We start from the raw sequence: 19,529 nt of genomic DNA, 5'->3' as shown, positions 1-19,529 counted from the left end.
AGCGGATGGCATCATCGGCTGGCCCGGAAAATGCGGAGAAAATTAGCGCATCCGCCCGGCCCGCATCCCGGCTCAGCGCCCGTTGATCGCGTCCGATCCGGCCTGACCGACGGAGGTGATGTCCCGGCCGACGCCCTTCACGGTCGCGCAGCCGCTCAGCGCCAGCACGCCCACAGCCAGCGCACCCGTCATCAGGGCGCCCCGCACCGCCTCCTGCACAAGCCTGTCTTTCTTCATGCCGGCCTCCTCAAACTCTTTTCCCGAACGGAACAACCTCTCCCAACGCCGAAGCGGGCCGAGAGTTCAATCGTTGCGACCGGGGATCAATCGAACAGCGACGAGACCGAGCTTTCGTCCGCGATCCGCTTCACCGCCTCGCCCAGCAGGGGGGCGATGGGCAGTTGGCGGATCTTGGTGGAAACGCCCACCGCGTCGGTCGCCAGGATCGAATCGGTGATGACCAGTTCCTTCAGTTCCGATCCGTCGACCCGCGCCACCGCGCCGCCCGACAGGACGCCGTGCGTGACATAGGCGACCACATCCTCCGCGCCCGCCGCTTTCAGCGCGGCCGCCGCGTTGCACAGCGTGCCCGCCGAATCGACAATATCGTCGATCAGGACGCAAAAGCGGCCCTTCACGTCGCCGATGATATTCATCACTTCCGATTCGCCCGCCCGCTCACGCCGCTTGTCGACGATGGCGAGGGGGGCGTTGTCCAGCCGCTTGGCCAGCGCGCGGGCGCGCACCACGCCGCCCACGTCGGGCGACACGACCATGATGTTCTTGCCGGAGAAGCGCGCCTGGATGTCCGCCGACATGACCGGCGCACCGAACAGATTGTCGGTCGGAATGTCGAAAAAGCCCTGGATCTGCCCGGCGTGGAGATCGACCGACAGCACGCGGTCCGCACCCGCCGTGGTGATGAGGTTGGCGACCAGCTTGGCGGAGATCGGCGTGCGCGGGCCGGGCTTGCGGTCCTGCCGGGCATAGCCGAAATAGGGGACGACCGCCGTGATCCGCTTGGCCGATGCGCGCTTCAGCGCGTCGATCATGATGAGCAGTTCCATGAGGTTGTCGTTGCACGGATAGCTGGTCGACTGGATGACGAACACATCCTCGCCGCGCACATTCTCGTGGATTTCGACGAACACTTCCTCGTCGGCGAAACGGCGGACACTCGCGTCGGTCAGCGGCAGTTCGACATATTGTGCGATCGCCTTTGCCAGCGGCAGATTGCCGTTGCCCGAAATAATCTTCATGTCGCTTCCCCGCTCTATGCTGATGGTGCCGCTACCCTGCGCGAGCGCCTTTAGCGCGTGAATCCCGATCCGAAAAGGCCCGCAACCACGGGTCGGGGTCCAACCGTGCGCTTAACTGACCGGATGTGGTTGTCGTGCATCGGTCGGTCGCATAGGGGAACGGCATGACCCAATCCTCCTCCCCCGCCCCCCACACCCATACCCACGCCCATACGCACGCCCCGTCCCGCCTCCGCATCGCGCTGGCGCAGGCCAACCAGGCGATGGGCGACCTGTCCGCCAATGCGGAGGGGATGCTGGCCTGGCGGGCGCAGGCGGCGGCGGAGGGGGCGGACCTGATCGTCTTTCCCGAACTGCAACTGATCGGCTACCCGCCGGAGGATCTGGTGCTGAAACCCGCGCTGGTCGAACGGGCCGAGGCGGAGCTGGTGCGGCTGGCGGAGGCGACCGGCGACGGCGGCCCCGCCATGCTGATCGGCACGGTGATCGAGGCGGGCGGCCATCTGTATAATTGCGTCGCCCTGCTCGACGGCGGCGCCATCGCGGCGGTCAGCCAGAAGCGCGAACTGCCCAATTATGGCACATTCGATGAAAAGCGCCTGTTCACCCCCGGTCCCCTGCCCGATCCGGTGGAATTTCGCGGGGTGAAACTGGGCCTGCCGATCTGCGAGGATATCTGGCTCCCCTTCGTCACCGCGCATCTGCGCGATCGCGGCGCGGAGATTCTCATCAACATCAACGGCAGCCCCTATGAGGTCGCCAAGGACACCCGCCGCCGCAACGGCGTGTGCGCCGCGCGCGTGCATGAGACGGGCCTGCCCATCATCTACCTCAACCGCGTCGGCGGGCAGGACGAACTGGTGTTCGACGGCGCCAGCTTCGTCATGGATGCGGAGGGGCAGATCGCCTGCCGCCTGCCGGAGTGGGAGGAGGTGTTGCTCGTCACCGAATGGCAGCAGGGCGACGGCGGCCAGTGGCTGTGCCTGCCCGCGCCCGTGGTGGAGGTGCAGGATCATCCCGCCGACATTTACTGCGCCATGCTGGTCGGCCTGCGCGATTATGTGGAGCGCAACCATTTCCCCGGCGTGGTGCTGGGCCTGTCGGGCGGCATCGACAGCGCGCTGTCCGCCGCCGTCGCGGTCGATGCGCTGGGCGCGGACCGGGTGTGGTGCGTGATGATGCCGTCCCGCTTCACCAGCGCCGAGAGCCTTGAGGATGCGGCGGAATGTGCGCGCCTGCTGGGCGTGCGGCTCGACACCATCCCCATCGGCGCGGCGGTGGAGACGTTCGACGCCATGCTCGCCCCCGCCTTCGCGGGCCGCACGGCGGACCTGACGGAGGAGAATATCCAGTCGCGCATCCGGGGCGTCACCCTGATGGCGCTGTCCAACAAATATGGGCATATGGTCCTGACCACCGGCAACAAGAGCGAGATGAGCGTCGGCTACGCCACCCTCTATGGCGACATGGCCGGCGGCTATTCGGTGCTGAAGGATGCGTACAAAACCACGGTGTTCGACCTGTCCGAATGGCGCAACACCGCCCGCCCGTCCTTCGCCCTCGGCCCCGACGGCGCGGTCATGCCGCAGCGGGTCATCACCAAACCACCCTCCGCCGAACTGCGCGAGGACCAGAAGGACGAGGACAGCCTGCCGCCCTATTCCGTCCTCGACCCCATCCTCTATGGGCTGGTGGAGCAGGAAAAGTCCGTGGACGACCTTGCCGCCATGGGCTTCGACCGCGACACGGTGGTCCGCATCGAACGGTTGCTGTATGTGGCGGAATATAAGCGCCGCCAGTCGCCGCCGGGCGTGAAGCTGGGCGGGCGCAATTTCGGCCGCGACCGCCGCTATCCGATCAGCAACGCCTTCAGGACCGCGTGATTCCATGACCCTCGACCAGCCCGTCGTCACCCGCTTCGCCCCGTCGCCCACCGGCCGCCTGCACGTCGGCAACATCCGCACCGCCCTCCACAACTGGATGTGGGCGCGGCGGCATGGCGGGCGCTTCCTGCTGCGCATCGACGACACCGACGCCGAACGCAGCCGGGAGGAGTATGGGGATGCGATCCGCGCCGACCTCGACTGGCTCGGCCTCGACATCGACGGCGGCGCACGCCAGTCGGAGCGGTTCGCGCTCTACGAGACGCATTTTACCGCGCTGGTCGCGGCGGGCCGCATCTATCCCGCCTATGAAACCGCGCAGGAGCTGGACCTCAAGCGCAAGGTGCTGCTGGGGCGCGGCCTGCCGCCCGTCTATGATCGCAGCGCCCTGACCCTGACCGCAGACCAGATCGCCGCGCATGAGGCGGAAGGGCGCCAGCCCCACTGGCGTTTCCGCCTCGACCATGACCAGCCGATCGTCTGGCACGACCTGATCCGGGGCGAGCAGACATTCAACCCCGCCAACCTCTCCGACCCCGTCATCCGCCGCGCGGACGGTAGCTGGCTCTACATGCTGCCCTCCGCCATCGACGATGTGGAGATGGGCGTGACCCATATCGTGCGGGGGGAGGACCATGTGTCCAACACCGCGACACAGGTGCAGATGTTCGCCGCGCTGGGCGCACAGCCGCCACATCTGGCGCATGAGGCGCTGCTGGTCGGCAGCGAGGGCAAGCTGTCCAAGCGGATCGGCTCGCTCGGCTGCAACGCCTTCCGCGAACAGGGTATCGAGCCGGTCGCCATCACCGCCCTGCTGGCGCGCATCGGCACCAGCGACCCGGTGGAGCCGGTGACGGACATCGCCCCCCTGATCGCCACCTTCGACTTCGCCCGCTTTGGCCGTGCACCCGCCCGGTTCGACGATACGGAACTCGCCACCCTGAACCAGAAGATCGTCCACCAGCTCCCCTATGCCACCGTGGCCGACCGCCTGCCCATCGGCATGGATGAGGCGGCATGGGCCGCGATCCGTCCCAATCTGGAGGTGGTCGGACAGGCCGCCGACTGGTGGGCCGTGGTGACGGGCGACGGCTCCGGCCTTGCCCCCGATCTGGACGCGGACGACCGCGCCTATTGCACCCTCGCCGCACAGGTCGCCGCGACCCTCGACTGGGCGACCGCCGATACGCTGTGGTCCAGCCTCACCGCCGCGCTGAAGGAGCAGACGGGCCGCAAGGGCAAGACCCTGTTCCTGCCGCTGCGCCGCGCCCTGACCGGCCGCGACCATGGTCCCGACATGGCGGCCCTGCTGCCGCTGATCGGGCGGGAGCGGGCATTGGCGCGGCTGGCGGGCGTCTCCTGAACCCGACGGACCAACCTTTCTGCCTGTCATCCCGGACGTGATCCGGGATCCCGCTTGCTACCTCAATTCCGCCGCGTGAAGGAAAAGCCAAACCCTGGATCGGGGCCGGGGTGACGGAATATGGGTGGAGGAAGCGGGATCGGACAACCACCCCCACCCTGCCCGAAAACCCTACGCCCCCACGTCCCCGAACGCCCCATCCTTGATCGCGGCGATGATCGCGGAAAAATCCATCTCGCCATGGCCCGCATCGTTGAACAGGCGGTACAGCGCCGCCGCCCGCGTCCCCATCGGCGTGGACGCGCCGACGCCCTGCGCCGCGTCCATGGCGATCCCCAGATCCTTCAGCATCAACGCCGTCGCGAACCCACCCTGATAGCCATTGTCCGCCGGGCTTTGCGGCCCCACGCCGGGCACGGGGCAATAGCTGGTCATGGACCAGCTCTGCCCCGTCGCCTTGGACGAAATATCGTAGAAGGTCTGGAGGTCCAGCCCCAGCTTCTCCGCCAGCGCGAACGTCTCGCACGTCGCGATCATGGTGGAGGCCAGCAGCATGTTGTTGCACATCTTGGCGACCTGCCCCGCGCCGCTCGCGCCCGCATGGATCACCGCCTTGCCCATCGCCTGCAACACCGGCTCCGCCGCCGCAAAGGCCGCATCGTCGCCGCCCACCATGAAGGTCAGCGTGCCGCCGTTCGCCGCCGCGATCCCGCCGGAGACGGGCGCGTCCACCATCGCATAGCCCGCCGTGACGGCCGCCGACGCCACGGCCTTGGCGGTGGCGACATCGATGGTCGAACAGTCGATGAACAGCGCGCCCGTGGGCGCCTGGCCGATCACGTCGGCGGTGTAGACGCTCTCCACGATCTTGCCATTGGGCAGCATGGTGACGACCACCGCCACGCCCTCCACCGCGGTGCGCACGTCGCGATGCGGCGTCGCGCCATTCGCCCGCGCTTTCAGCAGCGCCGCATCGGAGAGGTCGAAGGCATGGACCTCATGCCCTCCCTTCACGAGGTTCGCGGCCATCCCGCCGCCCATGTTGCCCAGGCCGATGATCGCGATCTTCATAGTCAACTCTCCATGGGGTCCGCCCTGTCCGGGCTGGTCCGCCCTTCAGGGACGGGTCTGCATCAGAGCGGCCGCCACTCCCGGTCGGCGGGCAGGGGCGCGAATATGCTGTCGAGCAATTCCTCGCTCACCCCTTCCGGCGTGGCGGGGTTCCATTGCGGGGCATGGTCCTTGTCGACCAGCACCGCGCGCACCCCCTCCACGAAATCGGGGCGGTCGAGGGCGCGGCTGGCGATGCGATACTCCATCGCCATATTGTCCGCAAAGCTCGTCGCCTCCCCGCCCAGCCGCAACTGGCGCAGCGCCACCTTGCATGTCTGCGGGCTTTTGGAGCGCAGCGTCGCCAGCGTCTCCCGCGCGAAATCGCTCTCGTCGGCGGCCAGCGCCGCGACGATCTCCTCCAGCCGGTCCGACGCGAACAGCCGGTCGATGGCGGCAAGGTGCGTGCCGATCCCGGCGTCCGGCGGCGCGATGGACAGATCGTCGAGGATCGCCGCCGCATCGTCCGGCTGCTGCGCGATGCGGCGCTTCGCCTCGTCCAGCGCTTCGGACGGCAGATAGTGCGTGGCCAGCCCCACCGCGACGCAATCCGCCCCGTCGATCCGCGCCCCGGTCAGGCCCAGATAACGGCCCAGCCGCCCGGCAAGGCGCGACAGATACCAGCCGCCGCCCACGTCCGGGAACAGGCCGATGCCCGTCTCCGGCATGGCGAAGCGCGTCTTTTCCGTCGCGACGCGGAACCGCGCGGGCTGGGAGATGCCCACGCCGCCGCCCATGGTGATGCCGTCCATGAACGCCACGATCGGCTTGGCATAGCTGAACATCAGATGGTTCAGCCGATATTCGTCGAAGAAGAATTGCCGCCCCGCCGCGCCGCCATCCTCCAGCACGGAGGTGCGGACCAGATTGATGTCGCCGCCCGAACAGAAACCGCGCGACAATTTCGGGTCGCCCGCCGGATCGACGGCATGGTCGATCAGGACGATCGCCACCGCCGGGTCATTCGCCCACGCCGCCAGCCTGTCCGTCATGGCCAGCACCATGCCGTGGGTCAGCGCATGGATGGTGTGCGGCCTGTTCAGGCTGACGATACCGGCCTTGCCCTCGACGCGGAACAGCACTTCATCGCTCATCGGGCATCCTCTCTCTGGCGCACTTCATCATCGCGGCCGCGCCCCTGCGCGGTCCGTCGAACGGGGAGGACGGGCGACACCGGGCCGCCCGCCGTCCGGTCATTTCAGCAGGTCGCGCCCGATGACGAGGCGCATGATCTCGTTCGCGCCCTCCAGGATGCGATGGACGCGCAGGTCGCGCCAGAAACGCTCGATCGGATAGTCCCGGAGATAGCCATAGCCGCCGAACATCTGGAGCGCCTTGTCCACGATCTGCGATCCATTGTCGGACGCCAGCTTCTTGGCCATGGCGGCAAAGCGCGTCTTGTCCGGCGCACCCGACGTCACCTTGTCGGCGGCAATATAGAGGAGCGCGCGCGCCGCCTCCAGGTCGGTCGCCATGTCGGCCAGCGTGAACTGGGTGTTCTGGAACTCGGCCAGCGTCTTGCCGAACTGGCTGCGATCCTTGACGTAACCCACCGCCTCGTCGAGGCACCGCTGCGCCCCGCCCAGCGAGCAGGCGCCGATGTTCACCCGGCCCCCGTCGAGGCCCGCCATCGCGAATTTGAAGCCATCGCCTTCCTTGCCCAGGCGGTTGGCGACCGGCACCTTCACATTGTCCAGGATGACCTGCGCGGTGGGCGAGGCGTTCCAGCCCAGCTTCTTCTCCGGCGCGCCGAAGCTGACGCCCTCCCAGCCCTTTTCGATGACCAGCGCGCTGATCCCCCTGGGGCCATCGTCGCCGGTGCGGACCATCACGACATAGACGTCGTTGACGCCGCCACCGGTGATGAACTGCTTGGTGCCGTTGACGACATAATGGTCGCCCTCCAGCCGTGCGGTCGTCTTGAGCGCGGCGGCGTCGGACCCCGAACCCGGCTCCGTCAGGCAATATCCGCCGAGCAGGTCCATGCTGGTCAGGCCGGGCAGATAGCGCTGCTTCAACTGGTCGTCGGCAAAGCTGTCGACGATCCACGTCGCCATATTATGGACGGAGATATAGGCGGCCGTCGCCGGGCAGCCATAGGACAGCGCCTCAAAGATCAGCGCCGCCTCCAGACGACCCAGCCCCGTGCCGCCATTCTCCTCCGACGCATAGATGGCGCCAAAGCCGAGCTGCCCGGCGGCCTTCCACACATCGACGGGGTAATGGTGCTTCTCGTCCCACTCCGCTGCAAAGGGGGTGATCTGCTCGGCGGTGAACCGGCGGGCCATCTCCTGAATGGCGAGCTGGTCTTCGGTGAGGGAAAATTGTCCGGTCATACTAAACCCTGCATCCTCTCAAAAGGTCGATCCGTCCGCGTATCAGCCGCAGCCGATCCTGACGATTACCTGATTCTCGTCATAGGCCACGGTCAGTCGATCGGGCCTGAAATCCATTGTCGCCGCCATGCCCGGTCCCAGCGCGCGCAGCGTGCGGGAGCCTGTGAGCGTCAGCAGCTCCGCGCCCAGCGCCTCGGACCATTTTGCGCCGATCCGGGTCTGCGCGGGCGCGGCCACACAGTCTCCGGGCGGACGGGGAAGGGGCGGGATCGTCGCCGTTTTCGGGGCGCATCCCGCCAGAAGCGCGATCCCCGCGAGCAGAGCTGTCCGTCCCATCCTGTCCTCCCGTGCCATGGCGGGCGACCCGGCGATTGCCGGGCCGCCCTCCCTGTTACGCTATCATGGGCCTGTTACGCCATCATGGACCTGCCGGCCCATCAGGGGCCTGTCACCCCATGGTGGGGATGATGAAGGCGCTGTCGCCCGCGCCGCCGTCCGGCCAACGCTGCGTGACCAGCTTGGTCTTGGTCCAGAAGCGGATGCCTTCCATGCCATACTGGTTATGGTCGCCGAACGCGGACCGCTTCCAGCCGCCAAAGCTGTGGTAGCTGACCGGCACCGGGATCGGCACGTTGATGCCGACCATGCCGACCTGCACGCGCTGCGCGAATTCGCGGGCCGCATGGCCGTTGCGCGTGAAGATGGCGACGCCATTTCCATATTGGTGGCGGGTGGGCAGCTCCAGCGCCTCCTCGAAATCCTTGGCGCGGACGATCTGGAGGACCGGGCCGAAGATTTCCTCCTTGTACGCGCTCATGTCGGTGGTGACATGGTCGAACAGGCTGGGGCCGACAAAGAAGCCTTCCTCATAGCCCTGAAGCGAGAAGCCGCGACCGTCGACGACCAGTTCCGCGCCCTCGTCGACGCCGGTCTGGATCCAGTTCTCGATCTTCTGCTTGTGGATGGCGGTGACGACCGGGCCATATTGCGCTTCGGGATCGGTGGAGATGCCGACCTTCAGCTTGTCGATGGCGGCGATCAGCTTCTCGCGCAGGCGCTCGGCGGTTTCCTCACCGACCGGCACGGCGACGGGCAGGGCCATGCAGCGCTCGCCCGCCGAACCATAGGCTGCGCCCATGATGTCGTTGACGGTCTGGTCCAGGTCCGCGTCGGGCATGACGATGGCGTGGTTCTTGGCCCCGCCCATCGCCTGCACGCGCTTGCCGGAGGCGACGCCGCGGCTGTAGACATATTGCGCGATGTCGGACGACCCGACGAAGCTGACGGCGGCGATGCCGGGGTGGTCGAGGATCGCGTCCACCATTTCCTTGTCGCCATGGACGACCTGCAACACACCTTCGGGCGCGCCGGCTTCCAGGAACAGTTCGGCCAGGCGGTTGGGGACCGAGGGGTCACGCTCCGACGGCTTCAGGATGAAGGTGTTGCCGACCGCGATCGCGGGGGCCGCCATCCACAGCGGGATCATCGCGGGGAAGTTGAACGGGGTGATGCCCGCGCCCACGCCCAGCGCCTGCCGCATGGAATAGACGTCGATGCCGGGGCCTGCGCCCTGCGAATATTCGCCCTTCAGCGCGTGCGGGATGCCGGCGCAGAATTCCACGACTTCCAGACCGCGCTGGATGTCGCCCTTGGCGTCGTCCACGACCTTGCCATGCTCGGCGGCCAGCATCTCGGCCAGCGACTGCATGTTCTTCTCGATCAGTTCCTTGAACTTGAACATCACGCGGGCGCGGCGCTGCGGGTTCATCGCGGCCCACTTGGGCTGCACCGCCTGCGCGTTCGCCACGGCGGCGTCGAGCACAGCCTGGTCGCCCAGCGCGACCTGCGCCTGCACCTGGCCGGTGCTGGGGTTGAAAACATCGCTGGTGCGCTTCGGAGCGAAGGACGCGCCGCCGCTCAGGAAATGGTCGATCTGCCGCATGGGAAACCTCGTCAATGGGGATGGCGGCGTCTTAGACCCTGTATGGTTGCGGAGAAAGAGGAGATGTTGCATTGCCGACCTGCATTTTTGCAGGATTGTGACGATATGCAGTGGGACGATCTGCGTTTTTTCTTGGCCGTAGAGCGCGCGGGGACGCTCAGCGGGGCGGCGGCGCGGTTGGGCGTGGATGCGACCACGGTGGGCCGCCGGGTGGAACGGCTGTCCCATGCGCTCAACGCCGCGCTGTTCGAGGCCGGGCCGCAGGGCCACCGCCTGACCGACGCGGGCGAGAAACTGCGCCATCATGCGGAGGAGGTGGAGCGGTCCATCCTCGCGGCCAGCGGCGACCTGACCGGGGAGAGCAACCGGCTGGCGGGCACGGTGCGGATCAGCCTGCCCGAAGGGTTTGCCACCGCCCTTGTCGCGCCCACCCTGCCCGCCTTCCACGCCGCCCATCCGGGCATCGCGCTGGAACTGGCCAGCACCCATGGCTTCCTCAACCCGTCGAAGCGGGAGGCGGACATCGCCATCATGCTCAATCGCCCAGCCAGCGGCAGCCTGATCGTGTCCCGGATCGGCGACTATCGACTCGGCCTTTACGCCAGCCGCAGCTATATCGAGCGGCACGGCATGGTGACGGACCTTGCCGACCTGCGCACCCGCACCCTCATCGGCTATATCCCCGACTTCATCTTCTGGGACGCGCTGCGCTATCTGGAGGAGATCGACCCCGCGCTGGGCGCGACGATCACCAGCAGCAGCATCGCCGTGCAGCACGCCATGACGCGCAGCGGCGTGGGGTTGTGCGTGCTGCATCATTTCATGGCGCACGACGATCCGACGCTGGTGCCGATCCTGCCGGAGATCGTCATCAACCGCACCTACTGGATGGTGGTCCATGCCGACCTGCGCCGCGTCGCGCGGGTCGTGGCGGTGATGGAGTGGCTGCGCAGCATCGCGGGCGGCCTGTCCCCCCGTCCATAGCGCCGCGTGAGCGGCGCCCGCCTCTCCCTTTCCCGCGTCTCCGCCAGCCGCCAGCCGCCAGCCGCCCCCTGATGCGGAGGACAATCGACACCCCTCCCACACAGCGGGCGCGATGGCGCTCCGCGACGCTATCCCGCGTCCCTTTCGGGATGGCGGCCCATGGCCTCCACACCCCCACCTTGCCTTGCCTTGCCTTGCCTTGCCTTGCCTTGCCTTGCCCGGCCCGGACTCCGCCCGGACGACCGGCCATGCCCATTGGACGATCGGGCAGGCGCCCCGTTCCGGCAGGCGATTGTCTCGTCCCCCTTGCTGCTCTAGTGCCCTTTCCCGTTGACCGTTCCGGTCGACGGCCTGGACGATGCGGCATCAGAATGACGAAGCTTTTCGCCCGATGGGGCAACGCTCTCGTCATCCTGCGCCGCACCGGCGCGGCATGACGGGGAGAGGACAGCATGGCGGAACTGGCGGCGATTGCGTTGCATCACGAGGGCGCGGACCTGATCGGGCGGATCGCCGTACCGGCCGGGCCGGGACCGCATCCCGCCGTGCTGGTCGTCCACAACGCTCATGGCATCGGCCCCGCCATGCATGAGCGCGCGCAAATCCTCGCCGACGCGGGCTATATCGCGCTGGCGGCGGACATGTATGGCGGCGGCATCCATTATGGCGCGCCGGAGGATGCGGGCGAGCCTTTCTCCAGCCTCGTCGGCACGCCCGGCCGCCTGCGCGCCCGCGTCACCGCCTGGTATGAGCATCTCAAGACCCTGCCCGGCGTCGATCCGGCCCGCGTCGCCGCCATCGGCTATTGCTTCGGCGGGATGTGCGTGCTGGAACTGGCGCGCGGCGGCGCGGACGCCCGCGCCATCATCAGCTACCATGGCATATTGAAGACCGCCGCCCCGGCGCAGCCCGGCGCGGTCAAGGGCAAGGTCGCCGTCTACACCGGCGGGCGCGACCCCTACGCCCCCCTCTCCGACGTGGACGCCCTGCGCGCGGAGATGATCGCGGCGGAAGCCGACTATGCCATCACCATCTTCGGGCAGGCGTTCCACAGCTTCACCGACCCGCACGCCGACGAGATGGGCCGCGAGGGCATCGCCTATGACGCACTGTCCGCGAAGCTGGCATGGGCGGGCACGATGACGCTGCTGGACGCGGTGGTATAAGGGGGGAACTGTTTCCGACGACACGCAGACCGGATTATAAATATTCCTAGTGGCTATGGAAACTTCTTGCCCGGATTCACCCAAAGTTTTTCTGAATAATTCATTTCGTTTCAAATTCCATCTCCCCGATTTCAACCATTACTATAAGTAAATGGCAAAAAGGGGACCATTATGAAGAATCTGAGGATATTTTCGGCCGCCGCCTTGTCTTGCTATCCGACATTTGCGCAAGCTGACTCGACCCTGACCCCACCACCACAGTGGGAAGCGACCGCGACAATGGGTATTGGTTTCAACGCTGCACGCCTTCCAAAAGGCAGTGCGCAGGATTTGGTCGACGAAGGCGAGCATGAGGTCAGTATCGAAATCGTGAAATCCGATTTTCTCTTCAAGACCTGGCCCCTGCGTTTCAAAGGCGGCGCCACCTACTCTCCCCAGGCCTTTGACGATCAGGATCCCAGTAGTGCGACCTATGCCGAGATCGGGTTAGGCAATACGGCCAAGAATTTGGATGACTTGTTGCAGCGAAACACCCTGCTGAAAAGGCATGTCAAAAAATATGAAGGGAAGATCAAACCCTATTTTCTCTTTCGACATACTGACGGACAGTCGGGATTTATCGATGGTCACAAAAGATATGACGACAATCTGAGCGGCGGTTTCTCCTATACCACCAATAATCCATGGCATTGCTCGGCCATCGAGGATGGCGTCTGCAAAAGCAACTGGAAGCTCATCATAGGGGCTGACATAGCGCGAAACTGGTCGTCCGACGGCACGCAACGCTATTGGCAGACGAAAGCGTCGGTGAAAGGAATAACCCCCTCCCTCGACCTGACAGCCAAATTCAATCTGTTTGCAAAATTCGATGTGTCCCGGCGCAGTTTCGACAGCGTTCCGCAGCTCGTCAAAGACCGTAAGGACTGGAGTTACAAGACGAGCGGCGGGGTCGAAGTCACGTTCGACATCCATGGCATAGATTTCGCAGGCAACGCCGGACTGCGCTATCAGGTGCGCAATTCAAACGTGGATGCGAATGATTACCACCGGACCTATGGCTTCGGTTCCCTGGAAGCCTCCGTGAAGTTCTGACCCTGTGCGAAGCGGCCGGGGGCTTCCGTCCCCAGCGCCGCTTCGCCATCTGCCTCGCCACCCCTACCGCATCCCCACCACCCCCTCAGCCAGCACCAGCGCGCCCAGCAGCCCGGACCGCTCGCCCAGCCCCGGCGCCACGATCCGCGCACCGTCGAAGCCGGGGAAATAGCCGCCCGCCAGCCCCTCCGCCGCTGCCCGGATGCGCGCCAGCAGGCCCGGTGTCTTCGCCACGCCGCCGCCGATCACGATCCGCCCCGGCGCCATCATGGCCTCCAGCGCGATGCACAGTTGCGCGACATAGCCCGCGATTATCGCAGGACCGGGGTGGTCGGCGGGCAGGTCGGACAGCGACACGCCCCAGCGCGCGAGGATCGCCGGGCCGCTCGCCAGCCCCTCCAGGCAGTCGCCATGAAAGGGGCAGATGCCGCCGAAATCCCCGTCGGCGGGGTCGCGCCGCACCCGGACATGCCCCATCTCCGGGTGGGTGCGCCCGTGCAGCGGCCGTCCGTCGATCACCACGCCGCCGCCGATCCCGGTGCCCAGCGTGACATAGGCGGCGACCCGTTCCCCCTGCGCCGCGCCCCAGCGATGCTCCGCCAGCGCGGCGGCGTTGACGTCCGTGTCGAAACCTATCGGCAGGTTCAGCGCGCGGGCGAACGGCCCCGCCATGTCGCAATCGCGCCAGCCCGGCTTGGGCGTCGCGGTGATGCGGCCCCAGTCGGCCCCGCCCCGGTCGATCCCCGCCGGGCCAAAACTCGCGATGCCGATGGCGGACAGCGCGCCATAAGGCCGCGCCGCCCTGTCCAGCCATGCCACCGCCGCGCCGATCGTTTCGTCGGGCAGCGTCGTCGGGATGGTCAGGCTGTCCAGCACCGCGCCCGCGCCGCTGGCGATGCCCAGCACCATCTTCGTGCCCCCCGCCTCCACACAGCCATAGAGGCGCTCGCGCTCGCGCTCGCCCGCTCCCGCCCCCTCACCCATCCGCCAGCGCCCCTTGCAGCGCCGCCGCCAGCCGCGCCGCCCACAGCGACTGGCCCGCCGCATCGGATAGATGGTCCTGCCGCACCTCCAGTTCCGCATAGGGCCGCCGCGCCGCATAGGCGTGGAGCGGGACGCTATGGTCCGTCGCGTCCATCCGATAGGGTTCATTATCCCCCACCACCACGCCGCCCGCCCCGCGCAACCGCGCCAGCAGCGCCCGCGCAAAGCCCGTGTCCCCGCCGTCATGCAGCACGCCGATGTCCCATGGCCGGGCCACCCCCTGCATCACGGGCGTGAAGCTGTGCAGCGCCACCAGCACCGTCGCCGTCCCCTGCGCGTCCCGACGCGCCAGTTCCGCCGCGATGGCCGCCTGATAGGGCGTGGCGATGGCCGCCCGCCGCTCCGCCCGCGCGCGCGCGTCCAGCGAGCCATTGCCCGTTATGACGGTCCCGTCGCTTTCCTCCACGAACGCCTCGCCATGCCCTTCCGGCCGGTTGCAGTCGATGACGAGGCGGGAATAGACCTGTTCGATGAAGCAGGCGTTCAACTCCCCCGCCAGCCGCCGCCCCAGCCCCGCCACGCCGATGTCGCAGGCGATGTGCCGGGCCAGATCGGCCTGCCCCAACCCCAGCGATCCCAGCCGCGCCGGGATCGCCCGGCCCGCATGATCCCCGATCAGAAGGAACGATGACCGCCCGCCGGGGTTAGTGACGCGGACAGGCGGCGGATCGTCCGGCCCGATCAGGGGCTGGCTTCGTTCTGAGTCCATGACTGCGGGATGCCCGATGCCGTTTGTAAACGTCACCCATATCACGACCTATGAATACAGCCAGCCCGCCGCCTTTGGCGAGCATCGGCTGATGGTCCGCCCGCGCGAGAGCTTCGACCAGCATCTCATCACCGCCGAACTCATCATCGACCCCGAACCGCGCGAGGTCCGTTGGCTCCACGACGTCTTCGGCAACAGCGTCGCCATCGCAACCTTCCACAAGCGGGCGAAGGAACTGCGGATCGAGAGCCAGGCGCGCGTCCTCCACAAGCCGTCCGAGTTGCAGGACGTGCATATCGAGGATTATGCCCGCGACTATCCCTTCACCTATGCGTCGGAGGAGATGCCCGACCTGCTGCGCTCCATCGAGCGCCAGCATCACGACCCCCACCGCCGCATCGACGACTGGGCGCGCCGCTTCGTCCGCAACCGTGGGGATCAGGGGACGCTGGGGATGCTGACGGACATGACCGCCGCCATCCGCCGCGAATTCACCTATGTCCCGCGCCAGCAGAAGGGCACGCAGACCCCTATCGAGACGCTGGACCGGGGCAAGGGCACCTGCCGCGACTATGCCATGCTGATGATCGAGGCGGTGCGGGCGCTGGGCCTCGCCGCGCGCTTCGTGTCGGGCTATGTCTATAACCCCACCGGCCGCCGCCGCGCCACGCTGGGCGGGGGCAACACCCATGCGTGGGTCCGCGTCTACCTCCCCGGTTCGGGCTGGGTGGAGTTCGACCCCACCAACGACATCGTCGGCACCAACGGCCTGATCCGCGTCGCCATCGCCCGCGACATCTATCAGGCGGTGCCGATCAGCGGCACCTGGTCCGGCTTTCCGGGCAGCTATCAGGGGATGAACGTGTCCGTCGACATACATGTGGATCAAGGCGCGCCATCCGAAACCCAGCTATCGGCATGACAGGGAGTAACGCCATGTTGATTCGTGCCGGCTACAGCATCAGGTTCGAGTGCGAGGTACCGACGCCGATGCTGGCGATGCTCAGCATCCATCCGTCGCGGAACAAGGATCTGGTGACGCCCCACCATATCCTCACCCTGCCGCAGGTGCCGATCTACGATTATCACGACGCCTATGGCAATGTCTGCTCACGCGTCACCGTGCCGCCCGGTGGCTTCACCCTTTCGTGCGAATTCACCATGCAGGACAGCGGCCAGCCCGACCCCGCGACCCCGGACGCGGTGCAGCACCCGATCGAGGATCTGCCGGACGAAGCGCTGCTCTACCTGCTGGGCAGCCGCTATTGCGAAACGGATCGCCTTTCCGAAACCGCATGGTCGCTGTTCGGCCATATCCAGTCGGGGTGGGAGAAGGTGCAGGCTATCGCCGCCTTCACCCATGGCCATATCGAGTTCGGCTATCACCACGCCCGTTCCAACCGCACGGCATGGGACGCCTATCAGGAACAGCGGGGCGTGTGCCGCGACTTCGCCCACCTCGCCGTCACGCTGTGCCGCTGCATGAACATCCCCGCGCGCTACTGCACCGGCTATCTGGGCGACATCGGCGTGCCTCCCGCCGATGCCCCCATGGACTTTTCCGCCTGGTTCGAGGTCTGGCTGGGCGACGCCTGGCACGTCTTCGACGCGCGCCACCGCCACCCCCGCATCGGCCGCATCCTGATGGCGCGCGGCCGTGACGCCACCGACACCGCCCTGACGACCAGTTTCGGGAATATGATATTGTCGCAGTTCGAGATTGTTACGGAAGAGGTGCGGGTGGGGTGAGCGGGGGGGGGGGACGCCGGTTCCCGACACTTCGGGCGCACCACCCATGCCCGTAAAGCCGTCAGTCGCTTAAGCCGATGTATGGGTTTTGGCAAAGCCGGTGAAATAGGCGCGCAGCGTGGGATCGGCGATGGGCGCGACCAGGGCATTTACCTGCTCCTCCAGCGTTGCGGATGCCGCTGACACGCCGCCTTGCTCAAATCCCATGGCCCAGGATGCAAATGACCGTGCAGCGACCTCCTTGTCATGAAGCTTGACCAGGGCAAAATGACGGGGGTCGCGCGCGATCCGCTCAAAAGTCGTCGTGACAGCCTGATCGGGGCCTTCCAGAACCTGTAGAAAGCGACGACCGCCTACGACCAGCATCCCCGTCAGGTCCGCCGCGCTGTTGGCCGTGCGCGATTTCATCAGCAGCGCCTCCAGTTCGGATGGGCGCAGGGGTGAGCGAGCCGTACTGATATAGAGGAGGCGCTTCATGGTGGATCTCCGGGACTGTGCATCCCGTCCTATGGGAGAAGACCAAAGGGACGATTAACGACCCGTTTAACCTGGGTTACACCGGCCTCCGCCAGGAGCCGCTCCAGCCCATCGCATCACGCTATTGGCATGTCCGCCTATTGCGCAACTTTGCGCAAAATCCCCTCACTCCGGCACCCCCGCCGCCAACTCCTCCAGCCACACCCGCGCCGTCCCGTCCGACGGCGCGCGCCAGTCCCCGCGCGGTGACAGGGCGCCGCCTGCCGACACTTTCGGCCCATTGGGGATGGCGGACCGCTTGAACTGGCTGATCTGGAAAAAGCGATACAGGAATTTCTCCAACCAGTGCCGGATGGTGGGCAGGTCATAGCCCTGCTTTTTCGCCTCCGGGAACGCGACCGGCCATGCCCCCGCTTCCGCATCGCGCCACGCATGCCATGCGAGGAAGGCGATCTTCGACGGCGGCAGGCCGTATCGCACCACATGGTGCAGGAAAAAGTCGTTCAGCGCATAGGGGCCGATCTTGCTCTCCGTGCTCTGGATCGCGCCGGTCGCCGCGTCGGCGGGCACCAGTTCGGGGGAGATTTCGGTGTTCAGGATCGCGGTCAGGATGCGGTCTGTCTCGCCATCGAACTGGTCCGTCTCCACGCACCAGCGGATCAGATACTGGATCAGCGTCTTGGGCACGCCGCAATTGGCGGCATAATGGCTCATCTGGTCGCCGACGCCATAGGTGCACCAGCCCAGCGCCAGTTCACTCAGGTCGCCCGTTCCCACCACCATGCCGCCATGCTGGTTGGCCAAGCGGAAGAGATAGTCGGTGCGCAGCCCCGCCTGCACATTTTCGAACGTGATGTCGTACAGCGGCTCGCCATCCGCAAAGGGGTGGCCCATGTCGCCCAGCATCTGGCGCGCGGCGGGGCGGATGTCGATCTCCGCGCCGCTGATGCCCAGCGCCTTCATCAGCGCCCAGGCGTTGCCCTTCGTGTCCTCACCGGTCGCGAAACCGGGCATGGTATAGCCCAGGATGCTGGCGCGGGGCAGGCCCATCCGGTCGCACGCCTTGGCCGCGACGATCAGCGCATGGGTGCTGTCGAGGCCGCCGGAAATGCCGATGACGAAATGCTGGCCGCCTGTGGCGCGCAGCCGCTTGGCCAGCCCTTCCACCTGGATGTTGAACGCCTCGTAACAATCCTCGTCCAGCCGCGCCGGGTCGTCCGGGACGAAGGGAAAGCGGCTGAGCGGGCGGTGCAGGCGATCATGATGGGCCCCATCGGCGTCGCGCGGCTGGTGGATGAACGGGATGGTGCGAAAGCGGGTTTCGGGGTGGCCCGCCGCGGCGGCGGAGTCGTGGAAGGTGCCGTTGCGCTGCCGCTCCAGACGGATGCGCTGGACGTCCACATCGGCGTAGATCAGCTCCGGTTCGTCGCCAAAACGCGTCGATTCGGTCAAAAGCTGGCCCATTTCGTGCACCATCGCCTGCCCGTCCCAGGCGAGGTCGGTGGTGCTCTCGCCCGGCCCGGCGGCGGAATAGGCGTAGGCCGCGATGCAGCGCGCGGACTGGGCGGCGCACAGCACATGCCGCTCGCGCGCCTTACCGATGGTGATGTTGGATGCGGACAGGTTGCACAGGATATGCGCGCCCGCCAGCGCGCCATGGGTGGACGGCGGCAGCGGCGCCCACATATCCTCGCAAATCTCGACGTGGAAGGTGAAGTCCTTGTAATTGCTTGCGGAAAACAACAGGTCGGTGCCAAAGGGCGCTTCTGCACCGGCTATTTTGGTTGGTAATCCTGTAAAACCCGCCCCCGACGCGAACCATCTTTTCTCATAATATTCCCGATAGTTGGGCAGGAAACTCTTGGGCACCACGCCCAGCAATTTTCCCCGCGCGACAACCAACGCGCAATTATACAGCCGCCCCGCCCGCCGCACCGGCGCGCCGACCAGCAGGACAGGCGCAATCTCCCGGCTTTCCGCCAGCAACCGCCCCACTCCCACCTCCACCGCGTCCAGCAACGCCTCCTGGTGCAGCAGGTCGTCGATGGCATAGGAGGAGATGCTGAGTTCCGGGTAGAGGATCAGGTCCGCGCCCGCCGCTGCGCCCTCCCGCGCCTGTGCAAGGATCGCGTCCACATTGGCGGCGACGTCCCCCACGCTCGCCCGCGGCGTCGCACAGGCGACCCGCACGAGGCCATGGTGGTGGATCGACGCGAAATTCTCAGCGGTCATCAAGGCTTCCTGTCTTCTAGCGTGCCCACAATAGCGCGCTCTCCGACGGAGGCGAGCGCTGCGTTCAGGCGATTTGCCGTTCGTCCCGGTGATGGAAGGCGATCTGTACCTCTCGGACATTGTGCGCGGCACGCGGGCGCGATACGGCGGGCGGCAAGTGACAAGACGGATGTGGACAAGATC

At 66.6% G+C, this 19,529-nt stretch carries 18 protein-coding genes; 7 read left to right on the top strand and 11 right to left on the bottom strand.

The genetic code is table 11. From position 1 onward, the window contains the following. Window positions 1-72: 72 nt before the first annotated feature. A complete protein-coding gene (locus LWE61_RS03985; RefSeq protein WP_234149061.1) occupies window positions 73-192 on the bottom strand; it encodes an entericidin A/B family lipoprotein in 120 nt (39 codons plus the stop codon). A 131-nt stretch (window positions 193-323) separates the two neighbouring features. Continuing rightward, the gene (locus LWE61_RS03980; RefSeq protein WP_234148741.1) at window positions 324-1,259 is read right to left on the bottom strand and encodes a ribose-phosphate pyrophosphokinase; all 936 of its coding nucleotides are present in this window, start codon (window positions 1,257-1,259) and stop codon (window positions 324-326) included. A gap of 164 nt (window positions 1,260-1,423) precedes the next feature. On the opposite strand from LWE61_RS03980, the gene LWE61_RS03975 reads away from it, so the two are divergent. Continuing rightward, window positions 1,424-3,142, top strand: a complete 1,719-nt coding sequence (locus LWE61_RS03975; protein ID WP_267961581.1) for an NAD+ synthase — start codon at window positions 1,424-1,426, stop codon at window positions 3,140-3,142. Window positions 3,143-3,146: 4 nt separating this feature from the next. After that, entirely contained in the window at window positions 3,147-4,505 is a 1,359-nt protein-coding gene (gltX, locus tag LWE61_RS03970) for a glutamate--tRNA ligase (RefSeq protein WP_234148740.1), read from the top strand. A gap of 171 nt (window positions 4,506-4,676) precedes the next feature. On the opposite strand, the gene mmsB is transcribed toward gltX, so the two are convergent. The 5 genes from mmsB to LWE61_RS03945 form a co-directional block, all read right to left on the bottom strand. Next, window positions 4,677-5,576, bottom strand: a complete 900-nt coding sequence (gene mmsB, locus LWE61_RS03965; RefSeq protein ID WP_234148739.1) for a 3-hydroxyisobutyrate dehydrogenase — start codon at window positions 5,574-5,576, stop codon at window positions 4,677-4,679. Between the two features lie 62 nt (window positions 5,577-5,638). Beyond that, window positions 5,639-6,709 (bottom strand): enoyl-CoA hydratase/isomerase family protein, encoded by a 1,071-nt coding sequence (locus LWE61_RS03960; RefSeq protein WP_234148738.1) that lies wholly within the window; start codon window positions 6,707-6,709, stop codon window positions 5,639-5,641. Window positions 6,710-6,808: 99 nt separating this feature from the next. Continuing rightward, window positions 6,809-7,951 (bottom strand): acyl-CoA dehydrogenase family protein, encoded by a 1,143-nt coding sequence (locus tag LWE61_RS03955; protein ID WP_234148737.1) that lies wholly within the window; start codon window positions 7,949-7,951, stop codon window positions 6,809-6,811. Window positions 7,952-7,993: 42 nt separating this feature from the next. Continuing rightward, the gene (locus LWE61_RS03950; RefSeq protein WP_234148736.1) at window positions 7,994-8,287 is read right to left on the bottom strand and encodes an I78 family peptidase inhibitor; all 294 of its coding nucleotides are present in this window, start codon (window positions 8,285-8,287) and stop codon (window positions 7,994-7,996) included. Between the two features lie 112 nt (window positions 8,288-8,399). Beyond that, window positions 8,400-9,893: a CoA-acylating methylmalonate-semialdehyde dehydrogenase gene (locus LWE61_RS03945; protein ID WP_234148735.1), complete on the bottom strand. Its 1,494-nt coding sequence runs from the start codon at window positions 9,891-9,893 to the stop codon at window positions 8,400-8,402. A 105-nt stretch (window positions 9,894-9,998) separates the two neighbouring features. Between LWE61_RS03945 and LWE61_RS03940 the strand changes: the two genes are divergently transcribed. From LWE61_RS03940 to LWE61_RS03930, 3 genes are all read left to right on the top strand, one after another. Continuing rightward, the gene (locus LWE61_RS03940; protein WP_234148734.1) at window positions 9,999-10,877 is read left to right on the top strand and encodes a LysR family transcriptional regulator; all 879 of its coding nucleotides are present in this window, start codon (window positions 9,999-10,001) and stop codon (window positions 10,875-10,877) included. A gap of 452 nt (window positions 10,878-11,329) precedes the next feature. Beyond that, complete coding sequence (locus tag LWE61_RS03935; RefSeq protein WP_234148733.1) at window positions 11,330-12,043, top strand: dienelactone hydrolase family protein; 714 nt, start codon at window positions 11,330-11,332, stop codon at window positions 12,041-12,043. A 171-nt stretch (window positions 12,044-12,214) separates the two neighbouring features. Further along, a complete protein-coding gene (locus LWE61_RS03930; RefSeq protein ID WP_234148732.1) occupies window positions 12,215-13,135 on the top strand; it encodes a hypothetical protein in 921 nt (306 codons plus the stop codon). A 63-nt stretch (window positions 13,136-13,198) separates the two neighbouring features. Here the strand turns inward: LWE61_RS03930 and LWE61_RS03925 are convergent, their stop codons facing one another. Then, the gene (locus LWE61_RS03925; protein WP_234148731.1) at window positions 13,199-14,182 is read right to left on the bottom strand and encodes an ROK family protein; all 984 of its coding nucleotides are present in this window, start codon (window positions 14,180-14,182) and stop codon (window positions 13,199-13,201) included. After that, window positions 14,112-14,888: an N-formylglutamate amidohydrolase gene (locus LWE61_RS03920; RefSeq protein ID WP_234148730.1), complete on the bottom strand. Its 777-nt coding sequence runs from the start codon at window positions 14,886-14,888 to the stop codon at window positions 14,112-14,114. The genes LWE61_RS03925 and LWE61_RS03920 overlap by 71 nt, the downstream gene beginning before the upstream one ends. A 16-nt stretch (window positions 14,889-14,904) precedes the next feature. Here LWE61_RS03920 and LWE61_RS03915 point away from each other — a divergent pair, with 16 nt between their 5' ends. Together LWE61_RS03915 and LWE61_RS03910 are read left to right on the top strand one after the other, a co-directional pair. Beyond that, window positions 14,905-15,810 carry a transglutaminase family protein gene (locus tag LWE61_RS03915; protein ID WP_234148729.1) on the top strand — a complete coding sequence of 302 codons (906 nt, stop codon included), beginning with the start codon at window positions 14,905-14,907 and terminating at the stop codon, window positions 15,808-15,810. Window positions 15,811-15,824: 14 nt separating this feature from the next. Next, the gene (locus LWE61_RS03910; RefSeq protein WP_234148728.1) at window positions 15,825-16,637 is read left to right on the top strand and encodes a transglutaminase-like domain-containing protein; all 813 of its coding nucleotides are present in this window, start codon (window positions 15,825-15,827) and stop codon (window positions 16,635-16,637) included. 69 nt (window positions 16,638-16,706) lie between these two features. On the opposite strand, the gene LWE61_RS03905 is transcribed toward LWE61_RS03910, so the two are convergent. Both LWE61_RS03905 and LWE61_RS03900 read right to left on the bottom strand, forming a co-directional pair. Next, a complete protein-coding gene (locus LWE61_RS03905) occupies window positions 16,707-17,114 on the bottom strand; it encodes a BLUF domain-containing protein (RefSeq protein WP_234148727.1) in 408 nt (135 codons plus the stop codon). Window positions 17,115-17,279: 165 nt separating this feature from the next. After that, the gene (locus tag LWE61_RS03900; RefSeq protein ID WP_234148726.1) at window positions 17,280-19,346 is read right to left on the bottom strand and encodes an NAD(+) synthase; all 2,067 of its coding nucleotides are present in this window, start codon (window positions 19,344-19,346) and stop codon (window positions 17,280-17,282) included. Window positions 19,347-19,529: the final 183 nt, after the last annotated feature.

It is taken from the genome of Sphingobium sufflavum (assembly GCF_021403115.1).
GTDB classification, from domain to species: Bacteria; Pseudomonadota; Alphaproteobacteria; order Sphingomonadales; family Sphingomonadaceae; genus Sphingobium; species Sphingobium sufflavum.
The sequence above is the reverse complement of the archived record's forward strand: the minus strand, read 5'-3'. Positions and strand labels throughout refer to the sequence as shown.